Source organism: Flavobacterium sp. RHBU_24, assembly GCF_046613695.1.
GTDB lineage: Bacteria > Bacteroidota > Bacteroidia > Flavobacteriales > Flavobacteriaceae > Flavobacterium.
In genome coordinates this window covers 19782-45800 of the sequence record NZ_JBKJHD010000013.1, presented here as the reverse complement: position 1 = coordinate 45800, position 26019 = coordinate 19782, and the positions used below count along the sequence as shown (strand labels likewise).

Here is a 26019-nt window from a genome sequence, read left to right as displayed (position 1 = left end):
AAATCTGCTCCGGGTGGCATGGTGAGCAGCATGGTAGAGTAGGGGGTAGAAATAAAAACCTGTATATTTGCCTTGTAAACCACCTTTAATGAAATACTACATAATAGCGGGTGAGGCCAGTGGCGACCTGCACGGCGCTAACCTGATGAAGGAACTCTATAAGGCAGACCCACAGGCTGAGATACGCTTTTGGGGTGGCGACCTTATGCGGGCAGTGGGCGGTACGCTGGTAAAGCATTATCGCGAACTGGCATTTATGGGTTTTGCAGAGGTGGTGGCTAACCTTAAGACCATCCTTAATAATATAAAATTTTGCAAGGTAGATATACAGGCCTTTAAGCCCGATGCCATTATATTTATAGATTACCCCGGCTTTAACATGCGTATTGCAAAGTGGGCTAAGGAGTTCGGCATCCCTACACACTATTATATATCCCCGCAAATATGGGCCTGGAAGGAAAACCGCATCAGGGCCATAAAGCGTGATGTAGATAAGATGTATATTATATTGCCATTTGAAAAAGATTTTTACGAAAAGAAACACAACTTTGCCGTAGAGTTTGTAGGCCATCCTCTTATAGATGCCATACAAAATACCCCGCCTGTTGATGAGGCAGCCTTCCGTAAAGAGAATAACCTTGACGACAGGCCAATTATAGCATTGCTGCCGGGCAGCCGCAAGCAGGAAATCTCTAAAATGCTCAGCGTGATGCTCAGCGTGGTACATGATTTTCCCGGCTACCAGTTTGTAATAGCCGGTGCACCCAGCCAGGAATTCAGTTTTTATGAGCAGTTCTTAAACAGCGAACGCGTACACTTTATAAGCAACAAGACCTATCCGCTGCTCAGCATGGCACATGCCGCCCTGGTAACATCGGGAACAGCAACGCTGGAAACGGCGCTTTTTAAGGTTCCGGAAGTGGTGTGTTACAAAGGCGGATGGATAAGCTACCAGATAGCAAAACGCATAATTACGCTTAAATTTATCTCTTTGGTGAACCTTATTATGGACAAAGAAGTGGTAAAAGAGCTCATCCAGGACGATTTTAACACAAAAAATTTACGTGCGGAACTGCAAAAAATCCTTGACCCGAAACACCGCGAAAACCTGCGTAAACAGTACGATGAACTGGAAAATAAGCTTGGTGGGGCAGGGGCGAGTTTTAACACCGCAAATAAGATTGTTAAAAACTTTAACAGATAGTACTAAAATTTTATTAATTCAATGCGTTATATTTGTAAAAAACGATTTTGAATTTGATAGAATAAAAGATGCTGAAACACCTAAAGTCATTACCGCTCACCTTACTATTACTCACCACTGTGGGCGCAACGGCGCAAAGTGTAACCTCTAAAAGTGAATCCTCTCAAAATGATGTGGCGCTTGCCACTACCGAAAAAGTTGTTTTTCTTGACCATGATGTGGTTACTTACAGTACCCCTGTAAAAGAAAAAATCAAAGGCGGCCCTAATAAACCTGCCGACAATCCCAAAAAGAAAAAGAAAAAAATAGTAATTGTAGACGAACCTACACCTGCTGATTATATAGCTGACGCTGAAGAGAGCTACCTGGCGCGACAGATTGTAAATAATGCGCTTGAGTTTCAGGGTACCCCTTACAGGGGGGGCGGCACTACAACTGCCGGTATGGACTGCTCGGGCATGGTATATGCCACCTTCCAGATATTTGATATTACACTGCCACGCAGTTCGGCTTCTATGGCTGCAGGCTCAGGCACCGAGGTAAAGCTTGAAAATGTAAAACCCGGCGACCTGCTGTTTTTTGACAACAACCGCCGCCACCGTGGCATTAACCACGTAGGTATGGTAACCGAGGTTACCGCCGAGGGCGAGGTTAAATTTATACACAGCTCATCAAGCCGCGGCGTTATAGTGTCGTCTATGAATGAGCCTTACAACTCCCGCACATTTATCCAGGCAAAAAGGGTTATCGAAGACTAAAATAAGATACGGTTATTTCAATATCGGATAATTATGAAGGTGTTGAAATACCCTATTATCCCTTTTACAATATTTATGGCAGCCGGTATTTTTACCGGCTTTCATTTGTTATGGCTGCATTACATCATTCCGTATCTGCTCATAGTATCTGCTATCTTTCTTGCACTTACCTATTACTACGCCCGAAAGGCACTGGTTCAAAAACCCAATTTTGCCGCAGGGGTTGCCATCTTTGCTTTTGTATGCGGCATCGCGGCGCAGTGTATGCATTACGCACCAAACGATTCCCGACACTATGCAAACTTCTTAAATTCACGGAATGATTTATCCGAATTACCCACCATCAGGGGTGTGATTACCGAGCGCATAAAACCTAACGATTTTAGCGAAAAATATTACCTCGAAATCACATCTATAAACCTCAGTACATGCACGGGCACGCTGCTTGTAACCATGCCAAAGAACAGCCTTGCGAAAACCCTGCATGCAGGTGACGTACTTTACATTACCGCCCTGCCCAAGCCCATAACCCCGGCGCTTAACCCTAACCAGTTTGATTATGCCGGCTATATGGCACGGCAGAATATTTTCGGGCAGATAAAGCTGAAAAACAACTACATTATTGCCGGGCAGCAAAAGGGTTTTAACTACCATATCAACCGCCTGCGCGAAACACTTACGGGCAGCTTTAGCATCCACCATTATCCATTGCCTGTGCAAAACCTGATTAATGCCCTTATGTTTGGGCAGCGGCAGGACATGGAAAAGGAAATGAACAGCGACTATATCAATGCAGGGGTCATTCACGTGCTGGCCATATCGGGGCTGCATTTTACACTGCTGTTTGCTATTTTTAACGGGCTATTGGCACCGCTTAAGCGTTTCAGGAAATTTGGCACTACAGGCCATTTTATCAGCATACTGTTACTTATGTGGCTGTTTGCATTAATAACAGGGCTATCGGCATCGGTGGTGCGCGCGGTTGTAATGTTTAGTTTTCTGATGACCGGCGGGATACTCGCCCGGCGTGTTACTACCTTAAACTCACTTGCCATATCGGCATTGGTACTGCTTTTGGCAAAACCTTCTTTCCTGTTTGATGCAGGATTCCAACTCAGCTATATAGCCGTTCTGGGTATTGTGCTCTTACAGCCGTTTTATAAAAAATGGAAGCGCAGTAAGTATACCCTCATTGCAAAAACGCAGGATCTGATTGCAGTTTCGCTGGCGGCGCAGCTGTTTGTGCTGCCCATAAGCCTGTATTATTTTAACCAGTTCCCCCTACTATTTTTAGTCGCGAATATTGTTGTGATACCCCTATCTGATGTAGTATTAATCCTCGGGCTTGTTACACTGGCGCTGAATTTTACCATTCCCGTTGCAAGCATCTGGATTGGCAAACTATTAGAGTACTGCATACTTTTTATGAACAGTTTTGTAAAATGGGTAGCTTCTTTTGACAGCCTGGTACTTAAAAATATCCCCTTTACCTTGCTTATGAACCTTTGCCTGTATGGCGTTATCGGTTTTGGGGTGTGGTATCTTTACAAAAAAAGTTACAGGCTTGCGGTAGCAGCGCTTGTAAGTGTATTGGTATTTCAGCTCGCCTATATGGTTACGGCTTATAACCTGAAGCAAAAAAGCGAACTGGTGGTGTTTAACAACTATGGCCATACACTTATCGCGCAAAAAACGGGCGATTCAATAACCGTGAGCAGTACCGACAGCCTTGCGCTTCAAAACTATAGTGTGCTGGCCTACGCCAAAGGGAATTTTAATTATGGAATGCGATTAATGCCTTTACAAAACTACATTTATGGCAAAGGCAAAAAAATCTATATACTTGATAAATCGGGTATGTATGATGCGAATGTAAAGCCCGATATCCTGCTGCTAAGCCAGTCGCCAAAAGTAAATTTAGAACGTGCCCTGGCCGACCTTAAGCCTAAAATTGTAATAGCCGATGCTACCAATTACAAAACCTATAGTACCCGCTGGCGGGAAACCTGCGCCCGGCAAAAAATACCTTTCCACGCTACTGCCGAAAACGGTTCGTATATTTTAGAGTAGGGAAGTCGACACTTCGCGGTAACGGTACTCTGGAGGTATAAAGCACAGGTTTACCGTTCTTCGAAATAATAAGCCCCGCCTACCGGGTGCTTGCCAAAACAGTCGCAGTTGCCATAGCTTTGGCCTTTTTTAAAAATTATAGCTTTCTGGTTTTCGCTATACCATTTTAAAAGGGCTTCTTTAAGTGCGGTGCGGGTGGCTTTATCTTTAAGCCCCTGCTCATAAAAATAGTATGGTGCGGCAAAATCGGCCATTTTTAAGCCGGATAGTGTTTCTAAAGGAATATTGTGGATAATCTCTTTTAACGCTATAAGGGCAACATCGCCGGTGCGGTAATAGCCGTCCCGCGAAGGCAGCTTTGCCTGGCTTACTGTCATATCATCTACCATGCTTATAAGCTGGGGTACAGCCTGTAGCCTTATGTTAACTACCTGCCAGAACAAATGGTCACCACAGCCGGCATTGTATACAAACTTGTCTGTGCCGTCAGGAATTTCTGCCATACCCTGTGGCACATCAGTAACGTAGCGGACGTTGCTTATAATACCCGCAATGCGTTTTTGGGCTGTGGTAATAACAGATATTTGAAGAAGTAATAGTATGCAAATCTTTTTTATCATCAGCCAAATATACAAAACGGATTAACAGGCTAAAATAAATTACGCTTCACCGTTAAGGTTAGCATATTCATTATCCAACAGTACTTGTTTTTCGGCCTTTACACTTACGGTGCCTGAAGCAAAATTATGTGCAATGCCCGCCATACAGCCCCAGCTAAAATACCAGCATAACTCTGTAACCGGTATATGCCCCAGTATGGTAACGCCCAGCCTGGTTTTAGACAGCAGCCAGTACTTATCCCAATAAACCGTATTTATAAAATCAAACAAAATAGCATAAACAGGAACGATGATACAAAGTAACAGTAAGCCGGAGAGCAATGCCTGCGTGAGGAGGTCGGGCCTTATGTATACCATAATAGCAGCAAACACAAGGAAACAGCCACTGCTTACCACAATAGAATTTATATGCAATACTATACTAAAAACCATCATTGCGGCTACACCGGATAAAAATAGCCTGCCGAACATTTTTTTGCGTTTTTTAGCAGATTTAGCCACGCGTATATTAAATACAAACTCATATAGTGCTACAGACAGGCCCGTAACAGTAAAGCCAAAAAGGAAATCTTCGGGGCAAATAGTTGTTTGGCCTAAAACAGTGGGCGGGTGCCAGTAATCTTTAAAATACCAGTACTCTGCGATAAAGCCTGCTAAACCACCCATAATGCTTGTTTTAAGCATTTTTTTACGGATGCCTTTTTTAAAAAAGTAAATTATTCCCCAGGGGATAAACAGCAGCGCCGGGATTAACAGATATGTTATGGTGTCTAAAGACATTTGTATAAAGGGTTTAAAAACAGACGGCAATACCATTCCAAATTTAACAAATAAACTTTAACATTTACAAAAGAATATATATAGTTAAAAGTAATCGGTGGTTTAAAAAGAGGTAAGAGGTAGTTTTAATAATATTCACCTTTTTTATAATACCATTTTCCATTGTACATTTCAAAAAAAGAATGTTCATAATGTACCTGAGGCCGTAGCGCGCTATCAAGGTAATAAGCCTTAAACACTACAGTATTTCCGTCGGCTTTTAAAACGTCCAGCTTTAACCAATGGCAACTTTTTGCCCAGGCAAGAATCTCTTTTTTATTGTGGTGCCTGCGTTCAGCCGGATGGGTTGTAGTATATATATAATCGGCATTATGCTGCGTGTAGGCCGTGTAGCGGGACCTCATGAGCACCTGGGGCGTGGGTGGGTGCATACCCATAATGTAAGGCAGGCAGCACTGTTCCAGCGCTAATCCAGAACCACAGGGGGCAGGTGTTATGCATGGGTGTTTTTTGGTCAAATATAGCAGTATCCGGCATAAGCAAAATAGCAGATAAATTAAATTTTGTAAATAGTGTAACAACAAGCCTTAAACATCGTCTATTATATTGAGTTCAGTCATCAAAATCATTTAACGGCAACTAAAAACGATTTGGGTTTCGCGTTTTTAAGTTACAGTAAAGAATTTTGGCCTCCGCAGCAGCGGGGGCTTTTCTTTTTAAACAAACCTGTCACCACAGGTTAAATGTGGAAGCTCATCGGCTGTAAATCTCCATTTCACATCTGTATTTTAGCTTTATATTTCTACGGTTTAATACTGCACAGTGCTATTAACTGAGTCGCTAATAAAAAAAAGCGGGATCACTAAACCCGCTTTTTCTGTAGCTGAAAATTAAATAAAAATTACTATAATTGTTTAGAAGGATGCCTGTTTAAAAAGCCGGTTTCAGATTCGACCTGTTTCAATACGGTCAAAAATTGCGAGATTTTTAATAGAGGAAAAACCCCGTATTGCACATCCTACGCCGGCTTTTTCAGGATATACTATGCACAAACCGTTTACCTTTTTAACTCCACTTAAAAATATGAAACATCGGTTTGTTAATTTTATTACGCTTAAATTAACTTGCATATATTGTTATATCCCGTTACAAAGTTGCACATATCAATATCCTCCACACAGGTAGAAATTACCTGAATTTGTAATTCGGGTATTTATACGTGGTAGCTTATTGTTTGCTGTTTGGGGTTTGTAGTTTGTAGTTGGTGTCGGAGGTCGGAGGTCCGATGCCGGGATGTGGAAATTGGGAAGTACGAAATTATAGCCAGAGCGCTATAAACCTTAAGCACGAAACTCTGTAGCTAAACCTAAGCGCCTTAGCAACCAAATACCCCGGCAACTCAACTTCTCAGATTATCGGTAGCTCTTCTACCCTTATTATTTCGTTTTGTATGGCATAAATTACAAGGCCCGCAATATTCTTGGCGCCTGTTTTTGCAAAGAGGTTGTTTTTGTGCCCTTCGGCGGTGCGCTGGGTAATGTACAGTTCGTCGCCTATTTCCTTTGCCGTTTTCTGCTGGCATATAAGGCGCAATACTTCCCTTTCGCGGTCGCTAAGCAGTTCCTCCTGCTGTAGTACAGGGCGTGGTGCCTTAGTGGGTATCTGTTCGCGGAGGGCTTCGAGCTGGTCGTCTTTAAAAAAGTATCCTTGTTTTTTTACCGTGCGTATTACCTCAACAAGCTCTATGGGCGATACACCTTTTGGTAAAAAAGCAGCTACCCCCGTTTTAAGCATAAAACCCATAAAACTCTTCTGGTAGTGCGATGAAATAACAATAATTTTTATTTCTGGAAATTCAACTTTTATTTTTTCGGTTACCGCCACGCCGTCCATGCCATCCATACGGAGGTCCAGCAGTAAAACCTGCGGGGCCTGTATGCCTGATGACAGCTTTTCAAAAAGCTCAGGGCCGCCCCCCGCCGTAAAGATTACTGTGATATCGGGGGTAGTATTAAGGTAGTTTTCGAGCAGGCTAACTATAAGCGCGTCATCATCAGTAATGGCAACAGAAATTTTTTCCATATCGGTATGTTTGGCTGATGCCAAATTATAAAAATTTAGCAATAAATCATAACTGCCACCGCTTTTAATTTGAAATAGAGACTATGCGGGTAACGGAAGTGCAAGCAGTACATTAGTGCCCGCGCCGGGCTTAGAGGTAAGCCGGTACCGCCCGTTAAGGTACTGCGCGCGCATTTCGAGGCTGCCCAGCCCCAGGCCCTGCTTTAAAATTGAAGTATCAAATCCCTGCCCGTTATCTTTTATACAAAGGGCAATATTTTTTTGAGAGTGCCTTAGCGTTATGGTTACATGGCTTGCCTGCGCGTGCTTTATAGTATTTGTTATAAGTTCCTGCACCATGCGGATAAGCTGAATTTTTACACGGGCCGGCACATCAGCATCAGTTCGCACATCGGCCAGATACTCAATGCTTATTTTTTGTTTCCAGGGTTCGGCCAGGTTAGCTATTAGTTCATGCAGGGGTGTATAGTCTATAAGCGGCGGCATCAAATCGTGCGATATGCGGCGGGCTTCGGCTATGCTTTCGCCTAAAAGTATATCTATATCAACCGGCGCGTTGCTTATCTGGCTTTTCATACGCACTACGGTAAGTTTGCCTATAAGTCCGTCGTGCAGGTCGGCAGCTATGCGGGTACGTTCTTTCTCCTGGGCCAGCAGGCCTGTTTCCAGGAGCTTTTTCTGGTGTTCTACTTCCAGCCGGGCCTGCCTCAGGTTAGCTTCGGTCATCTTTTTATAGCCGGCATGCATAATTTTTACCACAAAAAGCAGTATAGTAAATATCAGTACAATAACAATAGCTATCCACAGCGCCAGCACTTGAGGGTCCTGCCATTTTTCCATCCCCAACCAATTTAATAGTGCCACAAAAATAACACTATCGCCAGTAATTGCGGGTATTTTAGCTAACTATTTTAATAATGCCGTGCTATAAGCAGTGCCGGAGGGCTTGCAAAATTGATGGTTTTTATTGAGTTCTAACCAAGGCAATACCATGCGGCTGATTTTTATTTGATTATATTTACGATATAAATTTTATTTTATGGAGCTTAATATACAAACGCCCGCACTGCTTTTTTCGGCCACATCACTTATACTGCTTGCCTATACAAACCGATTTTTAACCATAGCGGGTATAGTGCGGGGTTTAAAAATAAGCTATGAGCAAAACCAAACCAAAAGTATATTGCTGGAAATAAAAAACCTTAATACCCGCCTTACCCTTATACGCCACATGCAGATGTATGGGGTACTAAGCCTGTTTTTTTCGGTATTTGCAATGATGCTTATTTTCTTTAATATAGTGGATTGGGGCGCGTATACCTTTGGGCTCAGCCTGCTGTTGCTGTTAATATCACTGGGCGTATCTTTTTGGGAAATAAACATATCGGTACATGCGCTGCGTATACATCTTAGCGACCTTATAGAAGATGCAAAGAAATTTCAGGAGTAAATACATTATACGTAAGCATTATAGAAATTTGATATATCTGGTTATAATTTTTAAGGTAGAAAGAGTTTTAACACCCGTAAATTACCGTGAAACGAGAATTGATGCGGTTAAAAATGGGGGACATGTTCTGTATAATCCGTAATTTTATAAAAAATAGAGATTAATGAAACAATGGCTGCTATACCTGCTGCTGCTTTCGGGGAGCGTTCACGCGCAGGTGCTTTCGGGCTACATTTATGATGAGGCAGAGAAGAAACCCCTTGAGGGCGCTTATGTATACCTTGACGGCACGACCTTTTCGGCCAGTACCGACGCCAGCGGACTTTTTCGCATCAGTGTGCCGCACGCCTACAATACGCAGCTTGTTATAAGCTATGTGGGCTTTGAAACCCTGCGTATAGATAACCCGTTTCAGTACAGTAAATCAATAAAAGTTTTTTTACGCGAGGATGCCACCGAACTGGATGAAGTGGTAATAACCAATAGAAGCCCCTTTACCCGGCGGCAGATGCTCAGGGTATTCCGGCAGCAGTTTTTAGGGCGCAGTAAGGCCGGGCGCAGCTGTAAGATAGAGAATGAAGATGATATTTATGTGTATTATGATGAAAGCACCCATACGCTTAAGGCACGCTGCCGCAGGCCCATACGTGTGGTAAACAAAGAACTTGAATATAAACTGGCGTTTGACCTTATGGGGTTTGAAGTAGCCTACAGTACTACCAGCCTTGATGAGAGCAGGATGCGGAAAAGTTTTTTTGCAGGCACTACGTCGTTTACCGATATTGCGTTAAAAGGGCTTGCGGATAAAAAACGCAAAAAAGTATACTTAGGGTCGGTCGTGCACCTGATGCATACCGTTGGCGCCGGCGACTGGGAAAAGCAAAAGTTTAGCCTGTATATAGACAGGTTACCGGCAAAGCCGCAGGATTATTTTAAAGTAACCGATTCGCTAACGTATAAGAAGGTGACCCTAAACGACAGCCTTATTACCGCAACGCATCCCCCGCCAAAAATTGAGGGTATTAGCAACTTAAAACTCCCGCCGGCTTATAAAAAACTTGATTTTACCATCCTGTACAATATGGATACGCGTATGCAGTCGTCTATTAATTTTGAGCGCCTTACGTTTTATATCGACAGGAACGGGCTTTTTTTTCCACTGGATGCCATGCTTTTTAAAGGGTATATGGGTACCCTTAAAGCGGGCGATCTGCTGCCTACCGACTATGTGTACACGCCCTGATGTTACAGTATCCTTAAAAAAGTAGCGTTTCACAAACGGGTGTTGTACCTTTAAATTCAAATACTTTACAATGAAAGAGCGAAAAACACTGGTAATGGGCGCAAGCACAGAGCCAACCCGATATGCCTATAAAGCCGTAAAAATGCTGCAGCGTTTTGGCCACCCGGTGGTAGCCATGGGCAAAAAAGAAGATAATCTTGACGGGATAAAAATAGAAAAGGGCGCGGCGCCGTTTGATGGAGTAGATACCGTCACCCTGTACCTTAACCCGATGAACCAGAAACAATACTACGACTATATTGTAGGGCTTAACCCAAAACGCGTAGTATTTAACCCCGGGACAGAAAACCCGGAACTGTTTACCATACTGCGCCAAAACAATATAGAAGTAGAGGTAGGCTGCACACTCGTAATGTTGAGTACTAACCAGTATTAGGCTTTCTCCAGCCTATAAAGCAGAGGGGTGATGTGAATCATGTGTTAAGGTAAGAAGTTAGTGCCTTTTACTTCATGTCCCAACCGTTAATGGTTTGTATCGCATGGTGGGCGGTAAGGTCAAACTGCACCGGCACTACACTGATGTAGCCTTCGGCCAATGCCCACTCATCGGTATCTTCGCCTTTATCAAGGTTAACAAACTTACCACTCAGCCAGTAATAGTCCTTACCCATAGGGTTGGTACGTTTGTCAAATTTTTCGGTCCACATCGCTTTCGCCTGGCGGCACACCTTTATGCCTTTAATGTCTTTCTCTGCCCGTTTGGGTAAGTTTACATTCAGCACCACTCCTTCGGGCAGGCCATGCTCTAAAACCTGCTGCGCTATCTTTTTTATAAACGGCTTCGCAGGCTCAAAATCAGCATTCCAGTTATAGTCCAAAAGTGAAAAGCCAATAGCGGGTATGCCTTCTATACCGGCCTCTACCGCCGCGCTCATGGTGCCGCTATATATAACGTTTATAGAGGAGTTGCTGCCATGGTTTACGCCGCTCACGCACAGGTCAGGCTTGCGGTGCAGTATTTCGTTCACGGCAAACTTTACGCAGTCTACAGGTGTACCGCTACAGCTGTATTCCTGGTCTATGTCAGGGTCTATATATATCTTGTTAATGTGCAGTGTGTTGTTTATGGTAATGGCATGTCCGGTGGCACTCTGCGGGCTGTCCGGCGCCACTACAACAACGTCGCCCAGCTGCTTCATTACGCTTATCAGGGCGCGTATTCCGGGTGCGGTAACGCCGTCGTCATTGGTTACGAGTATTAAAGGTTTTTTCTTTGCCATGAGGTAAATCGAAATAAGAGTTGTACTTTTACGTTTAGCTAAAATACGTAATTTTTATCGTGGCAGGATAAAGACACACGGACAATGAATTTTGGCACACTTTTTACTGTGTTACTATTTATACAAAAGATTCAATGAATGCCTTTTTAAAATTTATGAAAAGAAACTATAAAATTGTAGCGTTAGTTGTGCTGTTAGCCGGCGCGCTTTTCGGGTTTACCATGCTGCCCGGTACTAAAAAGGATGACCCGGATAAAGATAAGCTTTTAATGGAGCTGATAACCTATGTTATAGAAAAAGGGCATTATGACCCGGCTGCTATAGACGATAATTTTAGCAAAGGCGTTTATAAGGACTACCTAGAAAACCTTGACCCAAGCAAGAGGTTTTTTACCCAGGCCGACCTTAACGAGTTTGCCAAATATGAAACCCAGATAGACGACCAGATAAACAACAAGGACCTTAGCTTTTTTACGCTGACTTACGACAGGCTGCAAAAACGCATTAAGGAAGCCGAAGGTTTCTACAAAGAAATACTGGCACAGCCATTTGACTTTACTGCAAACGAAGATTTTAACGCAGACTATGAGAAAATGCCGTTTGCCCAAGACGAAGCCGCCCTGCGCGACCGATGGAGGAAACAGCTAAAACTGAGTGTGCTTAGCTCGGTAACGGATAAGGAAAAACTGCAGGACACCCCTGTGGAAGACAAGCAGGAACTTAAAGAGAAAGGCGCTACTACAGAGAAGGCTTTAGAGCACAACCCGGGTTCTGACGTAAAAATTACCAAGCCAAACGGAGAGAAAAAACCGTTTGCCACACTTGAAAAAGAAGCCCGCGAAAGCACCCTTAAATCGCTTGATGATTACTTTGAATTTGTAGACGAGCTAAGGCGTGATGAATGGTTTAGCGTTTACCTTAACGCTATTGCTGAGCGATTTGACCCACACACCTACTACTTTGCCCCTGATGATAAAGACAAGTTTGATACCAGCATGCGCGGTTCGCTTGAAGGCATCGGCGCGAGGCTGCAAAAAAAAGGCGATTATGTAGAAATTTCTGAACTGATACCCGGCGGCCCGGCATGGAGGGGTAAAGACCTGGAGCAGGGCGACCTGATCATGAAGGTTGCGCAAGGCAAGGAAGAGCCTGTAGACATTAGCGGCATGAGGCTGGATGATGTGGTTAAAAAAATAAAGGGGCCTAAAGGTACCGAGGTGCGCCTTACCGTAAAACGCGTAGACGGCAGCCTTAAAGTTATAGCCATAGTGCGCGAGGTTGTAGAGATTGAAGAGACCTATGCCAAATCAAGCATTGTGAAAAAAGGCGGAAAGACCTACGGGGTTATTTACCTGCCCAAATTTTATATCGATTTTGAAAACCAGGACAACCGCGACGCTGCTAAAGATGTGGCTGCAGAGGTAGACCATCTTAAGGAACAGGGTGTAGACGGTATCGTTATGGACCTTCGTGATAACGGCGGCGGCTCGCTTAAAACGGTGGTTGATATTGCCGGCCTATTTATAGAAAAAGGCCCTGTTGTACAGGTGCGCAGCCGTGCCGAAGATGGCGGCCGCGACGGAAAGGTGGAAGTACTTAACGATGTAGACAGCAAAGTGCATTATGATGGCCCGCTTGTGGTGCTTATCAACAATTTTTCGGCTTCGGCCTCAGAGATTTTTGCGGCGGCAATACAGGATTATAACCGTGGCATTATTATGGGCAGCAAGCAAAGCTATGGCAAAGGTACTGTGCAAAACATTATCGACCTTAACCGCTTTGTGCGCGGCAGCACCTTTGGCGACCTTGGCGCTATTAAAACCACCACACAAAAATTCTACCGTATAAACGGCGGGTCTACACAGCGTGAAGGTGTAAAAAGCGACATCGTAATGCCCGATAAATACAGCTATATAGAAGTAGGCGAACGCGACAGCGACAACGCACTGCCCTGGGATAAGATAGCACAGGCCCCTTACAAGCCATTTAAAAATAACTTTGCCCCTGTAATTGCAAAAAGCAAAGCCCGTATGGCACAAAACCCTGAATTTAAACTGCTTGACGAAAGTGCGAAATACCTGAGCGCCCGCAAGGATGATAACGACTACAGCCTGAACATAACTAAGTTTAAAGCTGATGCCGACAGGATAGAAAACGAAGCTAAAAAGTTTAAGGCACTGGGTAAATACAACAGCAACCTTACGTTTGACGCCCTGCCTTATGAGAAGGAGCAGTTTAAAAAAGACCCTGCCCTGGCAGAGAAAAAACAGGACTGGTATAAAAGCCTTGGTAAAGATGTATATGTAAATGAGGCGCTTAATGTGCTGGATGATATGCAAACAAAAACCAAATCAGCGGCCAGCGTAGAGAAAAAAGTAGCTACAAAAGTAAAAACACGCTAAGCGGTATATGGCTAACACCGGAAAATCGCTCACTGGCTTGGCGCTCCAAAAGTTTAAAAAGAACTTTTGGGGCGTTTTTAGCTTTATATTTATTGCATTGATGGCGCTCATAGCCCTTTTTTCCTACGCGCTTTCACCCGACAAAACGCAGAATGCTAACTGGGGCGACCTTGCCATACACAGCAAGCCACCAGGTTTTAAAGTAGCCATGCTGCATTTTCCCACAAAGGAAAGCGGGCAGGGGTGGTTCTCAAAACTTTTTTTTGGCAATGAAATTCCTCCGAATAAAGTTGCCATTATCAATTACAAAGTTTTGGGCAACAACCTTACATATGCGGAATATACTGATGAACATTCTTTAGCACAATACAGAAACATTGCACTAAGCACATTTGGTACAGGCGTAACGGCATCAAATTTCACTGAAAAATGCATCACACAGCAAACCTTTCGGCTGGGAACTGACAGCCAGGGGCGCGACTTATTGAGCCGGCTTATCATAGGCAGCAGGGTCTCGATAGCCATTGGCTTTGTGGCGGTATTTATATCGCTGGTGGTAGGTATTTTCTTTGGGGCTATTGCAGGCTATTTTGGTGGAAAAGTCGATGCCTTCGTTATGTGGCTGGTAAACATTATCTGGAGCATACCCACACTTTTACTGGTTATCGCTATAACACTCGCATTGGGTAAAGGCTTCTGGCAGGTATTTGTGGCGGTGGGCCTTACCATGTGGGTAGAAGTAGCCCGTGTGGTGCGCGGGCAGGTAATGGGCATTAAGCAAATGCAGTACGTTACCGCGGCGCGGGCACTGGGCTACGGCAATGCGCGTATTATCTTCCACCACATATTGCCTAATAGTATGGCGCCGGTTATTGTAATATCGGCAGCAAATTTTGCCTCAGCCATACTGGTAGAAAGCGGCCTGAGCTTCCTTGGCCTTGGCGCACAGCCCCCCGTACCCAGCTGGGGCGGCATGATAAAAGACCACTACAATTATATTATATTAGGTAAACCCTGGCTGGCGCTTGCCCCGGGTATTGCCATGCTGCTATTGGTACTGGCCTTTATGATGGCGGGTAACGCTTTACGCGATGCGCTGGATGTAAAGGGGGAATAAGGCAACACTGATGACACTGATTTAAGGGATTGTCACAGATTTTGAATCCTTTAAAATCGGTGTTTGCGAAGCATCTGTGTCATCTGTGTTCCGAATTACCAAATCCACACATTCACAAAAAAAACTACCACTCATTTACCTGGTTAGCATCCATTTTAATAAAAATGAACAGCAGTAGCGTAAATGCCCAAAGGCTCGACCCACCATAACTAAAGAACGGCAGAGGTACCCCCACGGTAGGGAACAGGCGTATGAGCATGGTAATATTCAGGAAAAAGTGCATGAATAGTATTGAGGCAACACAGTAGCCGTAGGTACGGCTAAACTTAGACTTTTGGCGTTCTGCCCGGTAAATAATGCGGAGCAACAGGCATACAATAAGCACGATAACCGTTACTGAGCCTGCAAAGCCCCATTCTTCGCCCACGGTGGTAAAGATGTAATCAGTATGCTGTTCGGGGACAAAGCCGCCCTTGGTCTGCGTGCCTTCCAGGTAGCCCTTGCCCATCCACCCGCCGGAACCAATGGCTATCTGTGCCTGGTTAAGGTTATAACCCTCTGCCTGCAGGTTTACGTCTTTGCCGAACAGCACATTGATACGGTCTTTCTGGTGGTCTTCAAGCACATTGGTAAACACATAATCTACCGAAAATACAAAAGCAATAAGCCCCACAAAAATAATGGTATACAGTATGGGATTACGCAGCACGCGGCGTGTCATAAAATAAGCGGCCAGCATTACAATACCGCAAAACAATACCAGCGCTACAGGCTGAATAAGCAATGCGAGTATAAATAACGCTATGGCAATAGCTCCGGTGGCAAGATACCAGCCGGGCAGGCCCTCGCGGTACATGGCCAGGATAAGGGCAAAGAAAATCATGGCGCTACCCGCATCGGGCTGTAGCATGATGAGCACTACCGGCAAAAATATAATGCCAAACGCTATAAGCTGGTGGTTAAAATTTTTAAGGTTAATCTGCACATCGCTAAGGAATTTGGCAAGCAGTAGGGAGGTGGCAATCTTTACGAACTCTGACGGCTGCATACTAAAGCCACCGAACGAGTACCAATTGGTCTGGCCCTTATGCGACGAACCAAAAACAAAAAGCCCCGCCAGCAGGAGTAACCCCAACGAATAAAAAATGAGGGCGCCTTTTTCGTAAATTTTGGCATCCATGGCCAATACTACAATAATAAGCGGGATGGTGGTGATTATGAACATAATCTGCTTTCCGGAAACCTGGCTGATGTCAAAAATGCTGGTTTCCACGTTAGGCAATGAAGCCGAATATATGTTCATCCACCCCATTGCTACCAGCAGGGTATACAACAGTATGCTTATCCAGTCGATATTATTGGTTACTTTTTGGTTTTTCATCGTCCCTGGTTAATCAAGAAAGGCTGGCCGCTGGTTACCTTGGCATATTCTTCTTTAAGGCCGTGCGTCATTATCCATTCTTCGCGGGCCTTTTGGGTAAGCGCTTCGCCCTTAAGGTATTTTTCTATCATAAGGCTGGCAATAGGCCCTGCCCAGCGTGCGCCCCAGTAGCCGTTTTCTACAAATACCGCTATGGCAATTTTCGGGTCGTCTTTAGGTGCAAAAGCTACAAATATAGAGTGGTCTGTAAGCTGGGTGCGTACGCCGTTTATCTTTGTAAAGTTCTCGGCCGTACCCGTTTTACCACAAATGTCTATGCCTTCTACCTTAAGGTGGTAGGCAGTACCGTGGTTATATACATCAAAAAGCCCTTGTATTACCGGGTCAAAATACTGCTTGGCAATTGTGGTGTAATGCCGTGTGGTGAATTTTTTGTCGATATCCAGCCCTTTAATTTTTTTAATTACGTGAGGGGTATAGTAATAGCCCTTGTTAGCCACGGTAGCCATCATGTTTGCCAGCTGTATGGGCGTCATTTTTATTTCGCCCTGGCCAATGGAGTTAGAGATAATTGTAGAGCTCCTCCAGCCGCCGTTAGGGTAAAAGTGCTTGTAATACTTAGCATCTGGTACCAGGCCCTTGCGCCCGGGTGGCAGGTCGTAGCCCAAGAAGTTGCCCAGGCCAAAGCTCTTAAGGTGGCTGCTCCAGGCATCCACACCATATTCGGGCTTTGTATATTTATCTATGGTAAGCTTAAAGGTATTGCCAAAGTAAGCGTTGCAGGAATTGTAAATACCGTTGTTAAGCTGGTGCGGCCCGGAGCCGTGGCATTTCATAAAAGCGCCGCGCCCGTAGCTAAAGCCGTGGTGGCACATAAAGGTGGTGTTCTCATCTATTACCTCTTCCTGCAGGCCTATGAGGCCGGTAAGTATCTTAAATGGGGAGCCGGGTGGGTACTCTGCAAGGAGGCCTCGGTCAAAAAGAGGCAGGCCCAGGCTGTCGCGTTCCAGCAGCTGGTAATTTTTAGAGCGGTCACGCCCTACCAGTATGGCAGGGTCATACGTAGGGGCGGTAACCAGTGCCAGTATCTCGCCGGTTTTTGGTTCTATGGCCACAATACCGCCGCGTTTTTCAAACATCAGCTTTTCGCCATATTCCTGTAGGGCCGCGTCGATACTAAGGGTAATATCCTGTCCCTGCACCGGCACGGTGTCGTAAATACCCTCTTTAAACGAACCTATTTCGCGGTTAAACCGGTCTTTTTGTATGTACTTTACGCCCTTGGTACCACGCAAAACTTCCTCATACATCTGCTCTACACCCTGCTTTCCTATAAGGTCGCCGCTTTTGTAGTAAGGGTCGCCTTTAATAATATTATCATTTACCTGGGCAATGTAGCCAAATATATTAGATGCCGCGTGCACCTGGTAGTCGCGCAGCGAACGCTTTACAATATCAAATCCCTTAAAGCGGCGGATGCGCTCCTGGAAGGCGGCAAACTCTTTCTTGCTGAGCGACGGTAAAAAAACCGAAGGCAGCCGGGGGCTGTATACCCGTGCTTTTTTAAGGCGGTAATTAAAATAGGTAGTGTCTATCTTCAGTAGCCGGCAAAGGTCTAAGGTATCAATATCCTTCATTTCGCCCGGCGTAACCATAATATCATAAGACGGCTGGTTTGCCACCATAAGCTTACCGTTACGGTCATAAATATAGCCGCGTTCGGGGTAGTCGTATTTTACCTTGTAGGCGTTGTTGTCGCTCTTTTTAATCCATGAGTCGTCTACAATCTGTAAATAAAACAGCCTGCCGATGATTAGCAGGGTTCCGGCAACTATCAGTACTGGCAGTAAAATCTTTCTCATTGTTTGCCCGGCTTAATTAGGTAAATGGTAATTATACATACTACTAACGTAAAAATACCCGAACACAGTGTGCGCAGCAGCGCGGCCGGGATGAGGCTGAAGCGAAACTCCTCCAGTAAATATAAAATGAGGTGGTGTATTATTACCGCCAGGAAGATGAACATTAGCCTGTCCGGGTCTATGCGCTCATTAATTTTTATGGTCTGGTACTCATAACTGATACCAAAGGAGAACTTAAACAGTGTAGGGCGCACAAAAGCCAACACTATACAGGCTACCGCATGCGGCCCCCCGGTATTTAGCAGGCTGTCCTGGCAAATGCCCAGCAAAAAAGCCAGCAGCAGCAGCAGGTGCCTGTTACCGTTTACCGGATATAATATGATAAACAATATATACGGAAAGCAGAAGGCGATGCCAAACAGGCTGAATTTATTAAATACAAGCGCCTGTGCCGCAAGCAGTGCTAAAAAACGTAGTATGTTTACTATAACCGTATTATTCATCGGGCTGGGTGTCCTGCTGTAGTTGTATAATTTCTTTTTTATCCTTGTTTTCTATAATGTAGATATAGCCAAGGCTGGTCATGTCGTTAAACAGCCTTACATCAAGCGTAAAGTAGTTTGTAGCGGTATCTATATAAACCTTTTCAATAACCCCAATAGGTATGTTTTCAGGGAATATGGTCGACTCGTTACCAGTTACAATAGTATCGCCCTTAGCAACGCTCGCCAGGCGGGGCACATCAATAAGCTGGGCAAATCCGGTGCTTTTTCCGTTCCAGCTCAGTGTGCCAAAGTGGTCGTTCTTCTTTATTTTGGCATCCATTTTAAACTGGCGGTTCAGTACCGTCATTACAGTAGCGTAGTGTTTAGATGTTTTTTCTACATAGCCTATTACGCCTGCGCTGCTTACCACGCCCATGTCTTTAACCACGCCATCCTCGGTACCGGCGTTTATGGTAATATAGTTTTCCTGGCTGCGGTAGGAGTTAGAAATTACCATTGCCTCTACTACCTTATAATTTCCGGGTACGTTTTCCGGCAATATCATTGGTGGTTTGTTGGCCGTGTCCTGCGTATTGTACAGTATATTCTTCAGGCGTGCATTTTCGGCAGAAAGCCTGTTATTCTGCTCACGCAGGCCAAAGTATTGCTCTACCGCGTTTTGCTGCTCATATACATAGCCGGTAACCGCGTTTGCACTCGAAACCGAAAGGCTGCGGTGGTAGGAGTGGCTTTGTATGGTAAACGTTAACGAAATGCCTAAAAGCAGCAAAAACAGTAAGTTAATACTGTTTTTAAATAAAAAGGTTATTATTTGCTGCATTTGCTATTCTTTATTTTATAAGGATGCTCCTGTATTTTGGTATGTTTTTTAGCGCCATTCCCGTGCCTCTTACTACGGCCCTTAGCGGGTCTTCGGCAATGTATACGGGCAGGTCGGTTTTTTGCGAAATCCTTTTGTCAAGACCCCTTAGCATACTACCGCCTCCTGCCAGGTAAATACCGGTGTTGTATATATCGGCTGCAAGCTCCGGCGGGGTCTGGCTCAGGGTTTCCATTACCGCGTCTTCTATACGCTGTATCGACTTATCAAGCGCTTTGGCAATTTCCCGGTAGCTTACCTCTACCTGTTTAGGCTTTCCGGTAAGCAGGTCGCGCCCCTGTACGCTCATATCATCTGGCGGGGTTTCAAGGTCTTCGAGCGCCGCACCTATAGATATTTTTATTTTCTCTGCAGTACCCTCACCTACAAAAAGGTTGTGCTGGGTGCGCATGTAGTATATTATGTCATTGGTAAACACGTCGCCGGCAATTTTAACCGATTTATCGCACACGATACCGCCCAGCGCTATAACGGCAATCTCGGTAGTACCACCGCCTATGTCTACAATCATGTTACCTTTAGGCTGCATAATGTCAATTCCTATACCTATGGCCGCTGCCATGGGCTCGTGTATAAGGTATACCTCTTTGCCGTTTACACGCTCTGCCGATTCTTTTACCGCGCGCATCTCTACCTCTGTAATACCTGATGGTATACAGATAACCAGGCGCAGGGCAGGGGCAAACAGTTTCTTTTTTAATGCCGGTATGCTTTTTATAAACATGGTAAGCATTTTTTCAGAGGCATCAAAGTCGGCAATAACCCCGTCTTTAAGCGGGCGTATGGTCTTTATGTTTTCATGGGTTTTACCCTGCATCATACTCGCCTCCTTACCCACAGCTATTATTTTGCCGGATACGCGGTCGCGTGCCACAATAGAGGGGCTGTCTATAACTACTTTATCATTATGGATGATGAGGGTATTTGCGGTACCAAGGTCGATAGCGATATCCTCGGTCATGAAATCAAAAAATCCCATACAAAATTAGGGTTTAGGTATTTATATATATTAGTTTGTTTAGTCCTGTAAAAGTAATCAAATTAATGTTTAAAATGACGTGTGCCGGTAAATACCATGCTCACTCCGTTTTCATTGCAATAGTTGATGCTCAGTTCGTCTTTTATCGATCCGCCGGGTTGTATTACGGCCGTAATACCGGCGTTTTTTGCCAGTTCCACACAATCCGGGAACGGAAAGAACGCGTCGCTTGCCATAACCGCGCCGTTAAGGTCAAACCCAAACGAATGCGCTTTTTCTACCGCGTGGATAAGCGCATCTACACGGCTGGTTTGCCCGGTGCCAGAGGCTATAAGCTGGCCGTTCTTTGCAAAAACTATAGTGTTTGATTTGGTATGCTTACAAATTTTTGAAGCAAACAGCAGGTCGTCAACTTCCTGCGCCGTGGGTGATGTTACCGTAACGGTTTTCAGGTGTTCTTTATTGTCGGTAATGTTATCCTTGTCCTGAACCAATAGTCCGTTAAGGCAGGTACGCACCTGTTTTTCGGGCAGGGTAACATCGTTTTGTATCAGTATAATCCTGTTCTTTTTTTCCTGTAGTATGGCCGCCGCGTCGTCATCATACGCCGGCGCGATTACCACTTCGCAAAACAGCTTGTTAATTTCGTCGGCCGCTGCCTTGTCAATTTTTTTATTGGCAATTAGCACGCCACCAAAGGCCGAAGTAGGGTCGGCGGCAAGGGCATCCAGGTAGGCCTGTGCTACGGTGTCGCGCGTGGCAAGTCCACAGGCATTATTGTGTTTTAGTATGGCAAACGTGGGCTTATCATCTTTAAACTCGGCAATAAGGTTTACAGCGGCGTCAACATCCAGCAGGTTGTTGTAAGACAGTTCTTTGCCGTGTAGCTTGGTAAACATTTCGCTAAGCCCGCCAAAGAAATAACCCTTTTGGTGCGGGTTTTCGCCATAGCGTAATATTTCGCCGCCTTCAACACTCGCTTTATAATAAGTATCGTCGGTATTAAAATAATTAAAGATGGCCGTGTCGTAGTTAGACGATACATGGAAGGCGCGGGTTGCAAAAATCCTGCGCTCCTCCAGGGTAGTTCCACCATTATTAGCAGTATAGGCATGAAGGAAATTGCTGTAGTCGTTAACCGAGGCCACAATAACCGTATCTTTAAAGTTTTTGGCCGCCGCGCGTATCAGCGATATGCCGCCTATGTCGATCTTCTCAATAATATCGGCTTCTGTAGCGCCCGATGCCACTGTTTTTTCAAACGGGTACAGGTCTACAATAACCAGGTCAATCTGCGGTATGTTATATTCCTGCATCTGCGCCACATCGCCTTCGTGGTCCTGGCGGTTTAGTATGCCGCCAAAAACTTTAGGGTGAAGGGTTTTTACCCTGCCGCCAAGTATTGAAGGGTAGGAGGTTACATCTTCTACGGCCACCACGGGTATGCCCAGGCTTTTGATAAAATCTTCGGTGCCGCCCGTACTGTAAAGGGTAACGCCGTTAGCATGCAATGCAATTACTATGGGCTCAAGGCCGTCTTTATCAAATACCGATATAAGGGCAGATGTTATTGGTTTCAGGGTATTCATTTGTTGTCCGTTTAGTTGCGTGTTTATTCAGGGTGCAAAAGTAATATTTGTGCGGGGAACATTCAACATACATAAGTGCTAATTTTTTAATTATCCTGAAAATAATAGCGCTATGGTTTTCATGGTTGTAAAAAAATGCTGAATTTTACGCATACCAATTCATTATTGCCATGCTGCTATACCTGCGTTTACTTAAAGAAAGCTTTTTCTTTGCCATGAATGCCCTTACCAATAATAAGCTGCGCACCTTTTTGTCGCTACTGGGCGTAACCATAGGCATTTTTTCTATCATCGCGGTACTTGCGGCGGTAGACTCGCTCGAACATAAAATTAAGGCCGATATGAGTACGGTAGACAAAAACACCATGTACCTGAAGCGTTTTAGCTTTGCGCCTGTGGATATACCGCGCTGGAAGATGGATAACTTCCCTAACGTTACTTTTGACGAATACCAGTACCTTAAAGACAATGTGGTGACGGCCCAGCACATGGCGTTCCAGTTGTTTACCAAAAGCGAAACCATGCGCTACGACGACAAATCGGCTACGGGGCTTAATGTGGTGCCGGTGTCGTATGAGTTTCTGGACATACAGGCGCTTAAGCTGGCCCAGGGGCGTTTTTATAACGAGTCGGAGTCCAACTCCGGTACCGATGTGGTGGTGCTGGGGTATGATGTGGCGCAAACGCTCTTTGGCGATGCCAATGCCCTGGAGAAAAAAGTAAAAATGTATGGCAAGCGCTTTACCGTAATAGGCGTGCTCGAAAAGCAGGGGGCAAGCAGCTTTGGCCCCAGCAACGATACCTCGGTTTTTATACCGGTAAACGCCCTGCGTAAAATGTATGGCGACAACAATGATTTTATGACGCCTATTATACTGATAAAGCCGCAGCCCGGAGCCGACCCTGAAGAGGCTAAGGCCGAGATTACCCAGAAGCTGCGCAACTACCGCGGCATAAAGGCGGGGCAGGACACTAACTTTATGATTGACATCCTCTCCGGGTTTACCGACCTGATAGACCAGATTATAGGCATGATGAAGGCGGTAGGCTGGATTATCGCGGGGTTCTCTATCCTTGTGGGGGGCTTTGGTATTGCAAACATCATGTTTGTATCGGTTAAGGAACGTACCAGTATCATCGGCATTCAGAAGTCGCTAGGTGCTAAGAGCCGCTTTATCCTAATGCAGTTTTTGTTTGAAGCTGTTATCCTTTCGTTATTTGGGGGTGCCATAGGTATCCTCATGGTGTGGGGCATAGCAGCCCTGGCTACAAAGCTGCTCGACTTTGAGTTTATCCTGGGCTTTGGCAATATTATGCTGGGGACGTCACTTTCTATAGTAATCGGGCTTATTTCGGGTATACTCCCGGCTATCTCCGCCGCCAGGCTCGACCCGGTAGAGGCGATACGGACGGGGATGTAATTTGTTGGTGATGTTTAGGGTTTGTAGTTTGGAGCTTCACTCGTATTTAATGTGTAGTGACGTCTTTACGCGCCGTCATCGCGACGGAGGAACGACCGCGGCGATCTTGTAAAACTCTTTGAGTTCTGCTGCTGCATGCCTTAAATTAGTAAGGCTTTCTGTGCATAACTTTTTATGCTTGTTCATAGAATTATATTCTGAATGATTCATATTTAGGTAATTTTAGTATTCAAATATCTACATATGAAGTGGACCGTAATTTTAACCATATTAATAGGTGTTTTTCAGTTGATAGCCATAATTATGCCTTTGACAGGCACTTTATCAGATAGACGTAGAAGACCGTATTATAAAATACTAACTTGGAGAGGCTATACAATAGTTGTATCTAGCTTTTTTGCCCTGTTATGTACTATTGCCATATTTATTATAACCGACAGTGAATCTAATTCTAACGACGCTGCACTTAAAAAACAATTAAAAATTCGAGATAATGAGCATGCAAAAGCAATTAAACAGGCGGGGATGGAATACATAGATAGATTAGGAGCTAACCAGAGAGAGACTGCTGAAGCTTTAGCTAAGTATGGTCTTAAATATGACAAAACAAAGGAGGAAATAATTAAAATAGCCAAAAGCGATACTCTAAGGCAACATTTAGCTCCATATATAGATTTAGCTGATGATGGAATAAAGTTAGATTCTATTAATAAAACAAATACTATCAGCTATTTTAAGTTTAGGATGAAGAACACTATATCACCTGCAAAAAATACTTTATTAAATTTGTATATACTCGAAGGCGCTAATAATTTGATTAGATTTAAAAAAGATGCTTTTGTTATGCTTAGTGGAAATGATTTTGCTTTTGATAGTATAATGGAATCTAATATTTATGAAATACCTATTAGGGAAGATGCGGACAAAGTATTTTTTTATTTTTATGGGACTTATATGGATATGAGTAATAAACACTATGAATTAAAAAGAGTTTATTATTTTGATTTAAAAACTAAATCGTATGGACTCCCCAGTACATTTGACTTTTTAAATATCAAAGAGATACTGATTAAAAACGGTTTGTATTAAACTTATAGGATTACTAAGCATTTTAAATTGAATATTTGCGGCTTACTTGGCTAACTACTCCAGCGCCTCATCCACCAGCTTTTTTAACTCTGCATATTTTTCCTGGCGGCCTTTGTGCTTCAGGTTTACTGCGAATAAAACCGCGCTATACCCCTTGCTGTTCTCCACCCATGGGAAACTGCCAAACAGCCCCGGGCTGCTCACCGTACCATTGGGCTGGCCGCCGGCATCGGTAAAAATCCATTGGCCATAGCCATAACCCGTGCCGGGCGCTTCAGCGGGTGAGTGGGCTATTGTTACATCCGGCGTTATACGGTTTACCTGCATTTCGGCCACGCTTTTTTCGCTGAGAATACGCCTGCCCTCAAACATTCCCCTCCGTAATATCATGGCGGTAAAGTTAAGATAGTCTTCGGCGGTACTAAACGCGCCACCGGCAGGTAAGGGGACTTTACCTTTGCCAAAGTCGGTATCCTTCATGTTTAGCGGTTTTGCTATCCGCTCGGCAAACAGTTCTTCAAAACTTTTACCGCTTATCTTTTCCAGTACTGCCCCGGCAATCTGCAGCCCCGCGTTACCGTAATGGAATACCGTGCCCGGCTTGCCTTCCATGGGCAGTGCGGCAATTGCGGCTATGGCATCGTCCATACTGTTGTAGGTTTTCATTTCCTTAAGGCCCTCTTTAAGGTCAGGCGTTTTGATGCCCGTAGTATGCGACAGGCACTGGCTTATGGTAATGTTTCCCTTGCCGTTTTTAGAGAGTATAGGGAGGTAAGTGCCTACGGTATCGGTAAGTTTTAAAGTGCCTTCGTCTACAAACGTCATTACCAGCGCGGCGCTCAGCCATTTGCTGCAGCTGGCTATGGGCTGGCGGGTAGACGGGGTAAAATCATCGAGGTTAGCATCGGTTCCTCTGCGGCGGGCAATAACTTTAGTGCCCGTTTTTTGCCTGCGGCTCATGTGGTTTACGCTGTAGGAGTATACAGTTTTAGTGCCTTTATATACTACAAGTACCACGCGCCCGCCTATATCCCGGGCGTTATCGTCGAGCCAGGTGTCAACTTTAGAAAAATCCTGCTGTGCCGTTGATAATACGGGCAGGAGCAACAAAAGGTATAACAGCTTTTTCATGTGTATTTTTATTTATAAATATAGCGAATTAGGCGTATACTTTTACAGGTATTTATCTGAGCAGGACAAAATAGTGCCTGAAAGTTTTGTGTGATATAAACCTGAATATTATTGAAGATATGGTATCCAAAAAGCCCCCACGCCGTGAGGCATGGGGGCTATAAATTTTGGGATT

Annotated in this window: 23 protein-coding genes; 10 read left to right on the top strand and 13 right to left on the bottom strand. The window is 44.6% G+C overall.

Annotated features, from left to right (window positions below):
• The first annotated feature begins 88 nt into the window (after positions 1 to 88).
• The 3 genes from lpxB to ACLI09_RS13095 all read left to right on the top strand — a co-directional run bounded on the left by lpxB (position 89) and on the right by ACLI09_RS13095 (position 4032).
• Positions 89 to 1204, top strand: coding sequence for a lipid-A-disaccharide synthase (gene lpxB / locus ACLI09_RS13105; protein ID WP_411420080.1), 1116 nt, complete (start codon positions 89 to 91; stop codon positions 1202 to 1204).
• Between the two features lie 68 nt (positions 1205 to 1272).
• Positions 1273 to 1962, top strand: coding sequence for a C40 family peptidase (locus ACLI09_RS13100; protein ID WP_411420079.1), 690 nt, complete (start codon positions 1273 to 1275; stop codon positions 1960 to 1962).
• A 33-nt stretch (positions 1963 to 1995) separates the two neighbouring features.
• A complete protein-coding gene (locus ACLI09_RS13095) occupies positions 1996 to 4032 on the top strand; it encodes a ComEC/Rec2 family competence protein (RefSeq protein ID WP_411420078.1) in 2037 nt (678 codons plus the stop codon).
• A 50-nt stretch (positions 4033 to 4082) separates the two neighbouring features.
• Here the strand turns inward: ACLI09_RS13095 and ACLI09_RS13090 are convergent, their stop codons facing one another.
• The 5 genes from ACLI09_RS13090 to ACLI09_RS13070 all read right to left on the bottom strand — a co-directional run bounded on the left by ACLI09_RS13090 (position 4083) and on the right by ACLI09_RS13070 (position 8354).
• A complete protein-coding gene (locus ACLI09_RS13090; protein WP_411420077.1) occupies positions 4083 to 4652 on the bottom strand; it encodes a hypothetical protein in 570 nt (189 codons plus the stop codon).
• A gap of 39 nt (positions 4653 to 4691) precedes the next feature.
• Complete coding sequence (locus ACLI09_RS13085) at positions 4692 to 5432, bottom strand: lycopene cyclase domain-containing protein (protein WP_411420076.1); 741 nt, start codon at positions 5430 to 5432, stop codon at positions 4692 to 4694.
• A gap of 125 nt (positions 5433 to 5557) precedes the next feature.
• Complete coding sequence (locus ACLI09_RS13080) at positions 5558 to 5869, bottom strand: YchJ family protein (RefSeq protein ID WP_411420075.1); 312 nt, start codon at positions 5867 to 5869, stop codon at positions 5558 to 5560.
• A gap of 970 nt (positions 5870 to 6839) precedes the next feature.
• The gene (locus ACLI09_RS13075) at positions 6840 to 7514 is read right to left on the bottom strand and encodes a response regulator (RefSeq protein ID WP_411420074.1); all 675 of its coding nucleotides are present in this window, start codon (positions 7512 to 7514) and stop codon (positions 6840 to 6842) included.
• Positions 7515 to 7595: 81 nt separating this feature from the next.
• Positions 7596 to 8354 carry a sensor histidine kinase gene (locus ACLI09_RS13070; RefSeq protein WP_411420073.1) on the bottom strand — a complete coding sequence of 253 codons (759 nt, stop codon included), beginning with the start codon at positions 8352 to 8354 and terminating at the stop codon, positions 7596 to 7598.
• Positions 8355 to 8553: 199 nt separating this feature from the next.
• On the opposite strand from ACLI09_RS13070, the gene ACLI09_RS13065 reads away from it, so the two are divergent.
• The 3 genes from ACLI09_RS13065 (at position 8554) to ACLI09_RS13055 (ending at position 10643) form a co-directional block, all read left to right on the top strand.
• The gene (locus ACLI09_RS13065) at positions 8554 to 8964 is read left to right on the top strand and encodes a DUF2721 domain-containing protein (RefSeq protein WP_411420072.1); all 411 of its coding nucleotides are present in this window, start codon (positions 8554 to 8556) and stop codon (positions 8962 to 8964) included.
• Positions 8965 to 9127: 163 nt separating this feature from the next.
• Positions 9128 to 10207 carry a carboxypeptidase-like regulatory domain-containing protein gene (locus ACLI09_RS13060; protein WP_411420071.1) on the top strand — a complete coding sequence of 360 codons (1080 nt, stop codon included), beginning with the start codon at positions 9128 to 9130 and terminating at the stop codon, positions 10205 to 10207.
• A gap of 70 nt (positions 10208 to 10277) precedes the next feature.
• A complete protein-coding gene (locus ACLI09_RS13055; RefSeq protein WP_411420070.1) occupies positions 10278 to 10643 on the top strand; it encodes a CoA-binding protein in 366 nt (121 codons plus the stop codon).
• 67 nt (positions 10644 to 10710) lie between these two features.
• Here the strand turns inward: ACLI09_RS13055 and surE are convergent, their stop codons facing one another.
• Positions 10711 to 11487, bottom strand: a complete 777-nt coding sequence (gene surE, locus ACLI09_RS13050; protein WP_411420069.1) for a 5'/3'-nucleotidase SurE — start codon at positions 11485 to 11487, stop codon at positions 10711 to 10713.
• 134 nt (positions 11488 to 11621) lie between these two features.
• Between surE and ACLI09_RS13045 the strand changes: the two genes are divergently transcribed.
• Positions 11622 to 13889, top strand: a complete 2268-nt coding sequence (locus tag ACLI09_RS13045; protein ID WP_411420068.1) for a carboxy terminal-processing peptidase — start codon at positions 11622 to 11624, stop codon at positions 13887 to 13889.
• Between the two features lie 7 nt (positions 13890 to 13896).
• Positions 13897 to 15006 carry an ABC transporter permease gene (locus ACLI09_RS13040; protein WP_411420067.1) on the top strand — a complete coding sequence of 370 codons (1110 nt, stop codon included), beginning with the start codon at positions 13897 to 13899 and terminating at the stop codon, positions 15004 to 15006.
• A gap of 124 nt (positions 15007 to 15130) precedes the next feature.
• Here ACLI09_RS13040 and rodA read toward each other — a convergent pair whose 3' ends face one another.
• The 6 genes from rodA to purH form a co-directional block, all read right to left on the bottom strand.
• Entirely contained in the window at positions 15131 to 16387 is a 1257-nt protein-coding gene (gene rodA / locus ACLI09_RS13035) for a rod shape-determining protein RodA (protein ID WP_411420066.1), read from the bottom strand.
• Entirely contained in the window at positions 16384 to 18249 is a 1866-nt protein-coding gene (gene mrdA / locus ACLI09_RS13030; protein WP_411420065.1) for a penicillin-binding protein 2, read from the bottom strand. Before mrdA ends, rodA begins: the two co-directional genes overlap by 4 nt.
• Positions 18246 to 18752, bottom strand: a complete 507-nt coding sequence (locus tag ACLI09_RS13025) for a rod shape-determining protein MreD (RefSeq protein ID WP_411420064.1) — start codon at positions 18750 to 18752, stop codon at positions 18246 to 18248. The genes mrdA and ACLI09_RS13025 overlap by 4 nt, the downstream gene beginning before the upstream one ends.
• Complete coding sequence (mreC, locus tag ACLI09_RS13020; RefSeq protein ID WP_411420063.1) at positions 18745 to 19575, bottom strand: rod shape-determining protein MreC; 831 nt, start codon at positions 19573 to 19575, stop codon at positions 18745 to 18747. Before mreC ends, ACLI09_RS13025 begins: the two co-directional genes overlap by 8 nt.
• Positions 19576 to 19585: 10 nt before the next feature.
• Entirely contained in the window at positions 19586 to 20614 is a 1029-nt protein-coding gene (locus tag ACLI09_RS13015) for a rod shape-determining protein (protein WP_411420062.1), read from the bottom strand.
• A gap of 62 nt (positions 20615 to 20676) precedes the next feature.
• Positions 20677 to 22203 (bottom strand): bifunctional phosphoribosylaminoimidazolecarboxamide formyltransferase/IMP cyclohydrolase, encoded by a 1527-nt coding sequence (gene purH, locus ACLI09_RS13010; RefSeq protein WP_411420061.1) that lies wholly within the window; start codon positions 22201 to 22203, stop codon positions 20677 to 20679.
• A 170-nt stretch (positions 22204 to 22373) separates the two neighbouring features.
• Here purH and ACLI09_RS13005 point away from each other — a divergent pair, with 170 nt between their 5' ends.
• Positions 22374 to 23624, top strand: coding sequence for an ABC transporter permease (locus ACLI09_RS13005; protein WP_411420060.1), 1251 nt, complete (start codon positions 22374 to 22376; stop codon positions 23622 to 23624).
• A gap of 243 nt (positions 23625 to 23867) precedes the next feature.
• Positions 23868 to 24713, top strand: coding sequence for a hypothetical protein (locus ACLI09_RS13000; RefSeq protein ID WP_411420059.1), 846 nt, complete (start codon positions 23868 to 23870; stop codon positions 24711 to 24713).
• Positions 24714 to 24767: 54 nt separating this feature from the next.
• Here ACLI09_RS13000 and ACLI09_RS12995 read toward each other — a convergent pair whose 3' ends face one another.
• Entirely contained in the window at positions 24768 to 25844 is a 1077-nt protein-coding gene (locus tag ACLI09_RS12995) for a serine hydrolase domain-containing protein (RefSeq protein WP_411420058.1), read from the bottom strand.
• Positions 25845 to 26019: the final 175 nt, after the last annotated feature.

Bases quoted from the DNA above. Each gene is read 5' to 3' on its own strand.
- purH (WP_411420061.1), bottom strand. From the start codon at position 22,203: ATGAATACCCTGAAACCAATAACATCTGCCCTTATATCGGTATTTGAT.
- mrdA (WP_411420065.1), bottom strand. From the start codon at position 18,249: ATGAGAAAGATTTTACTGCCAGTACTGATAGTTGCCGGAACCCTGCTA.
- ACLI09_RS13025 (WP_411420064.1), bottom strand. From the start codon at position 18,752: ATGAATAATACGGTTATAGTAAACATACTACGTTTTTTAGCACTGCTT.
- ACLI09_RS13005 (WP_411420060.1), top strand. From the start codon at position 22,374: ATGCTGCTATACCTGCGTTTACTTAAAGAAAGCTTTTTCTTTGCCATG.
- ACLI09_RS13055 (WP_411420070.1), top strand. From the start codon at position 10,278: ATGAAAGAGCGAAAAACACTGGTAATGGGCGCAAGCACAGAGCCAACC.
- ACLI09_RS13065 (WP_411420072.1), top strand. From the start codon at position 8,554: ATGGAGCTTAATATACAAACGCCCGCACTGCTTTTTTCGGCCACATCA.
- surE (WP_411420069.1), bottom strand. From the start codon at position 11,487: ATGGCAAAGAAAAAACCTTTAATACTCGTAACCAATGACGACGGCGTT.
- ACLI09_RS13070 (WP_411420073.1), bottom strand. From the start codon at position 8,354: ATGGAAAAATGGCAGGACCCTCAAGTGCTGGCGCTGTGGATAGCTATT.
- ACLI09_RS13080 (WP_411420075.1), bottom strand. From the start codon at position 5,869: ATGGGTATGCACCCACCCACGCCCCAGGTGCTCATGAGGTCCCGCTAC.
- mreC (WP_411420063.1), bottom strand. From the start codon at position 19,575: ATGCAGCAAATAATAACCTTTTTATTTAAAAACAGTATTAACTTACTG.
- ACLI09_RS13090 (WP_411420077.1), bottom strand. From the start codon at position 4,652: ATGATAAAAAAGATTTGCATACTATTACTTCTTCAAATATCTGTTATT.
- lpxB (WP_411420080.1), top strand. From the start codon at position 89: ATGAAATACTACATAATAGCGGGTGAGGCCAGTGGCGACCTGCACGGC.
- ACLI09_RS13015 (WP_411420062.1), bottom strand. From the start codon at position 20,614: ATGGGATTTTTTGATTTCATGACCGAGGATATCGCTATCGACCTTGGT.
- ACLI09_RS13040 (WP_411420067.1), top strand. From the start codon at position 13,897: ATGGCTAACACCGGAAAATCGCTCACTGGCTTGGCGCTCCAAAAGTTT.
- ACLI09_RS13075 (WP_411420074.1), bottom strand. From the start codon at position 7,514: ATGGAAAAAATTTCTGTTGCCATTACTGATGATGACGCGCTTATAGTT.
- ACLI09_RS13100 (WP_411420079.1), top strand. From the start codon at position 1,273: ATGCTGAAACACCTAAAGTCATTACCGCTCACCTTACTATTACTCACC.
- rodA (WP_411420066.1), bottom strand. From the start codon at position 16,387: ATGAAAAACCAAAAAGTAACCAATAATATCGACTGGATAAGCATACTG.
- ACLI09_RS13000 (WP_411420059.1), top strand. From the start codon at position 23,868: ATGAAGTGGACCGTAATTTTAACCATATTAATAGGTGTTTTTCAGTTG.
- ACLI09_RS12995 (WP_411420058.1), bottom strand. From the start codon at position 25,844: ATGAAAAAGCTGTTATACCTTTTGTTGCTCCTGCCCGTATTATCAACG.
- ACLI09_RS13045 (WP_411420068.1), top strand. From the start codon at position 11,622: ATGAATGCCTTTTTAAAATTTATGAAAAGAAACTATAAAATTGTAGCG.
- ACLI09_RS13060 (WP_411420071.1), top strand. From the start codon at position 9,128: ATGAAACAATGGCTGCTATACCTGCTGCTGCTTTCGGGGAGCGTTCAC.
- ACLI09_RS13095 (WP_411420078.1), top strand. From the start codon at position 1,996: ATGAAGGTGTTGAAATACCCTATTATCCCTTTTACAATATTTATGGCA.
- ACLI09_RS13085 (WP_411420076.1), bottom strand. From the start codon at position 5,432: ATGTCTTTAGACACCATAACATATCTGTTAATCCCGGCGCTGCTGTTT.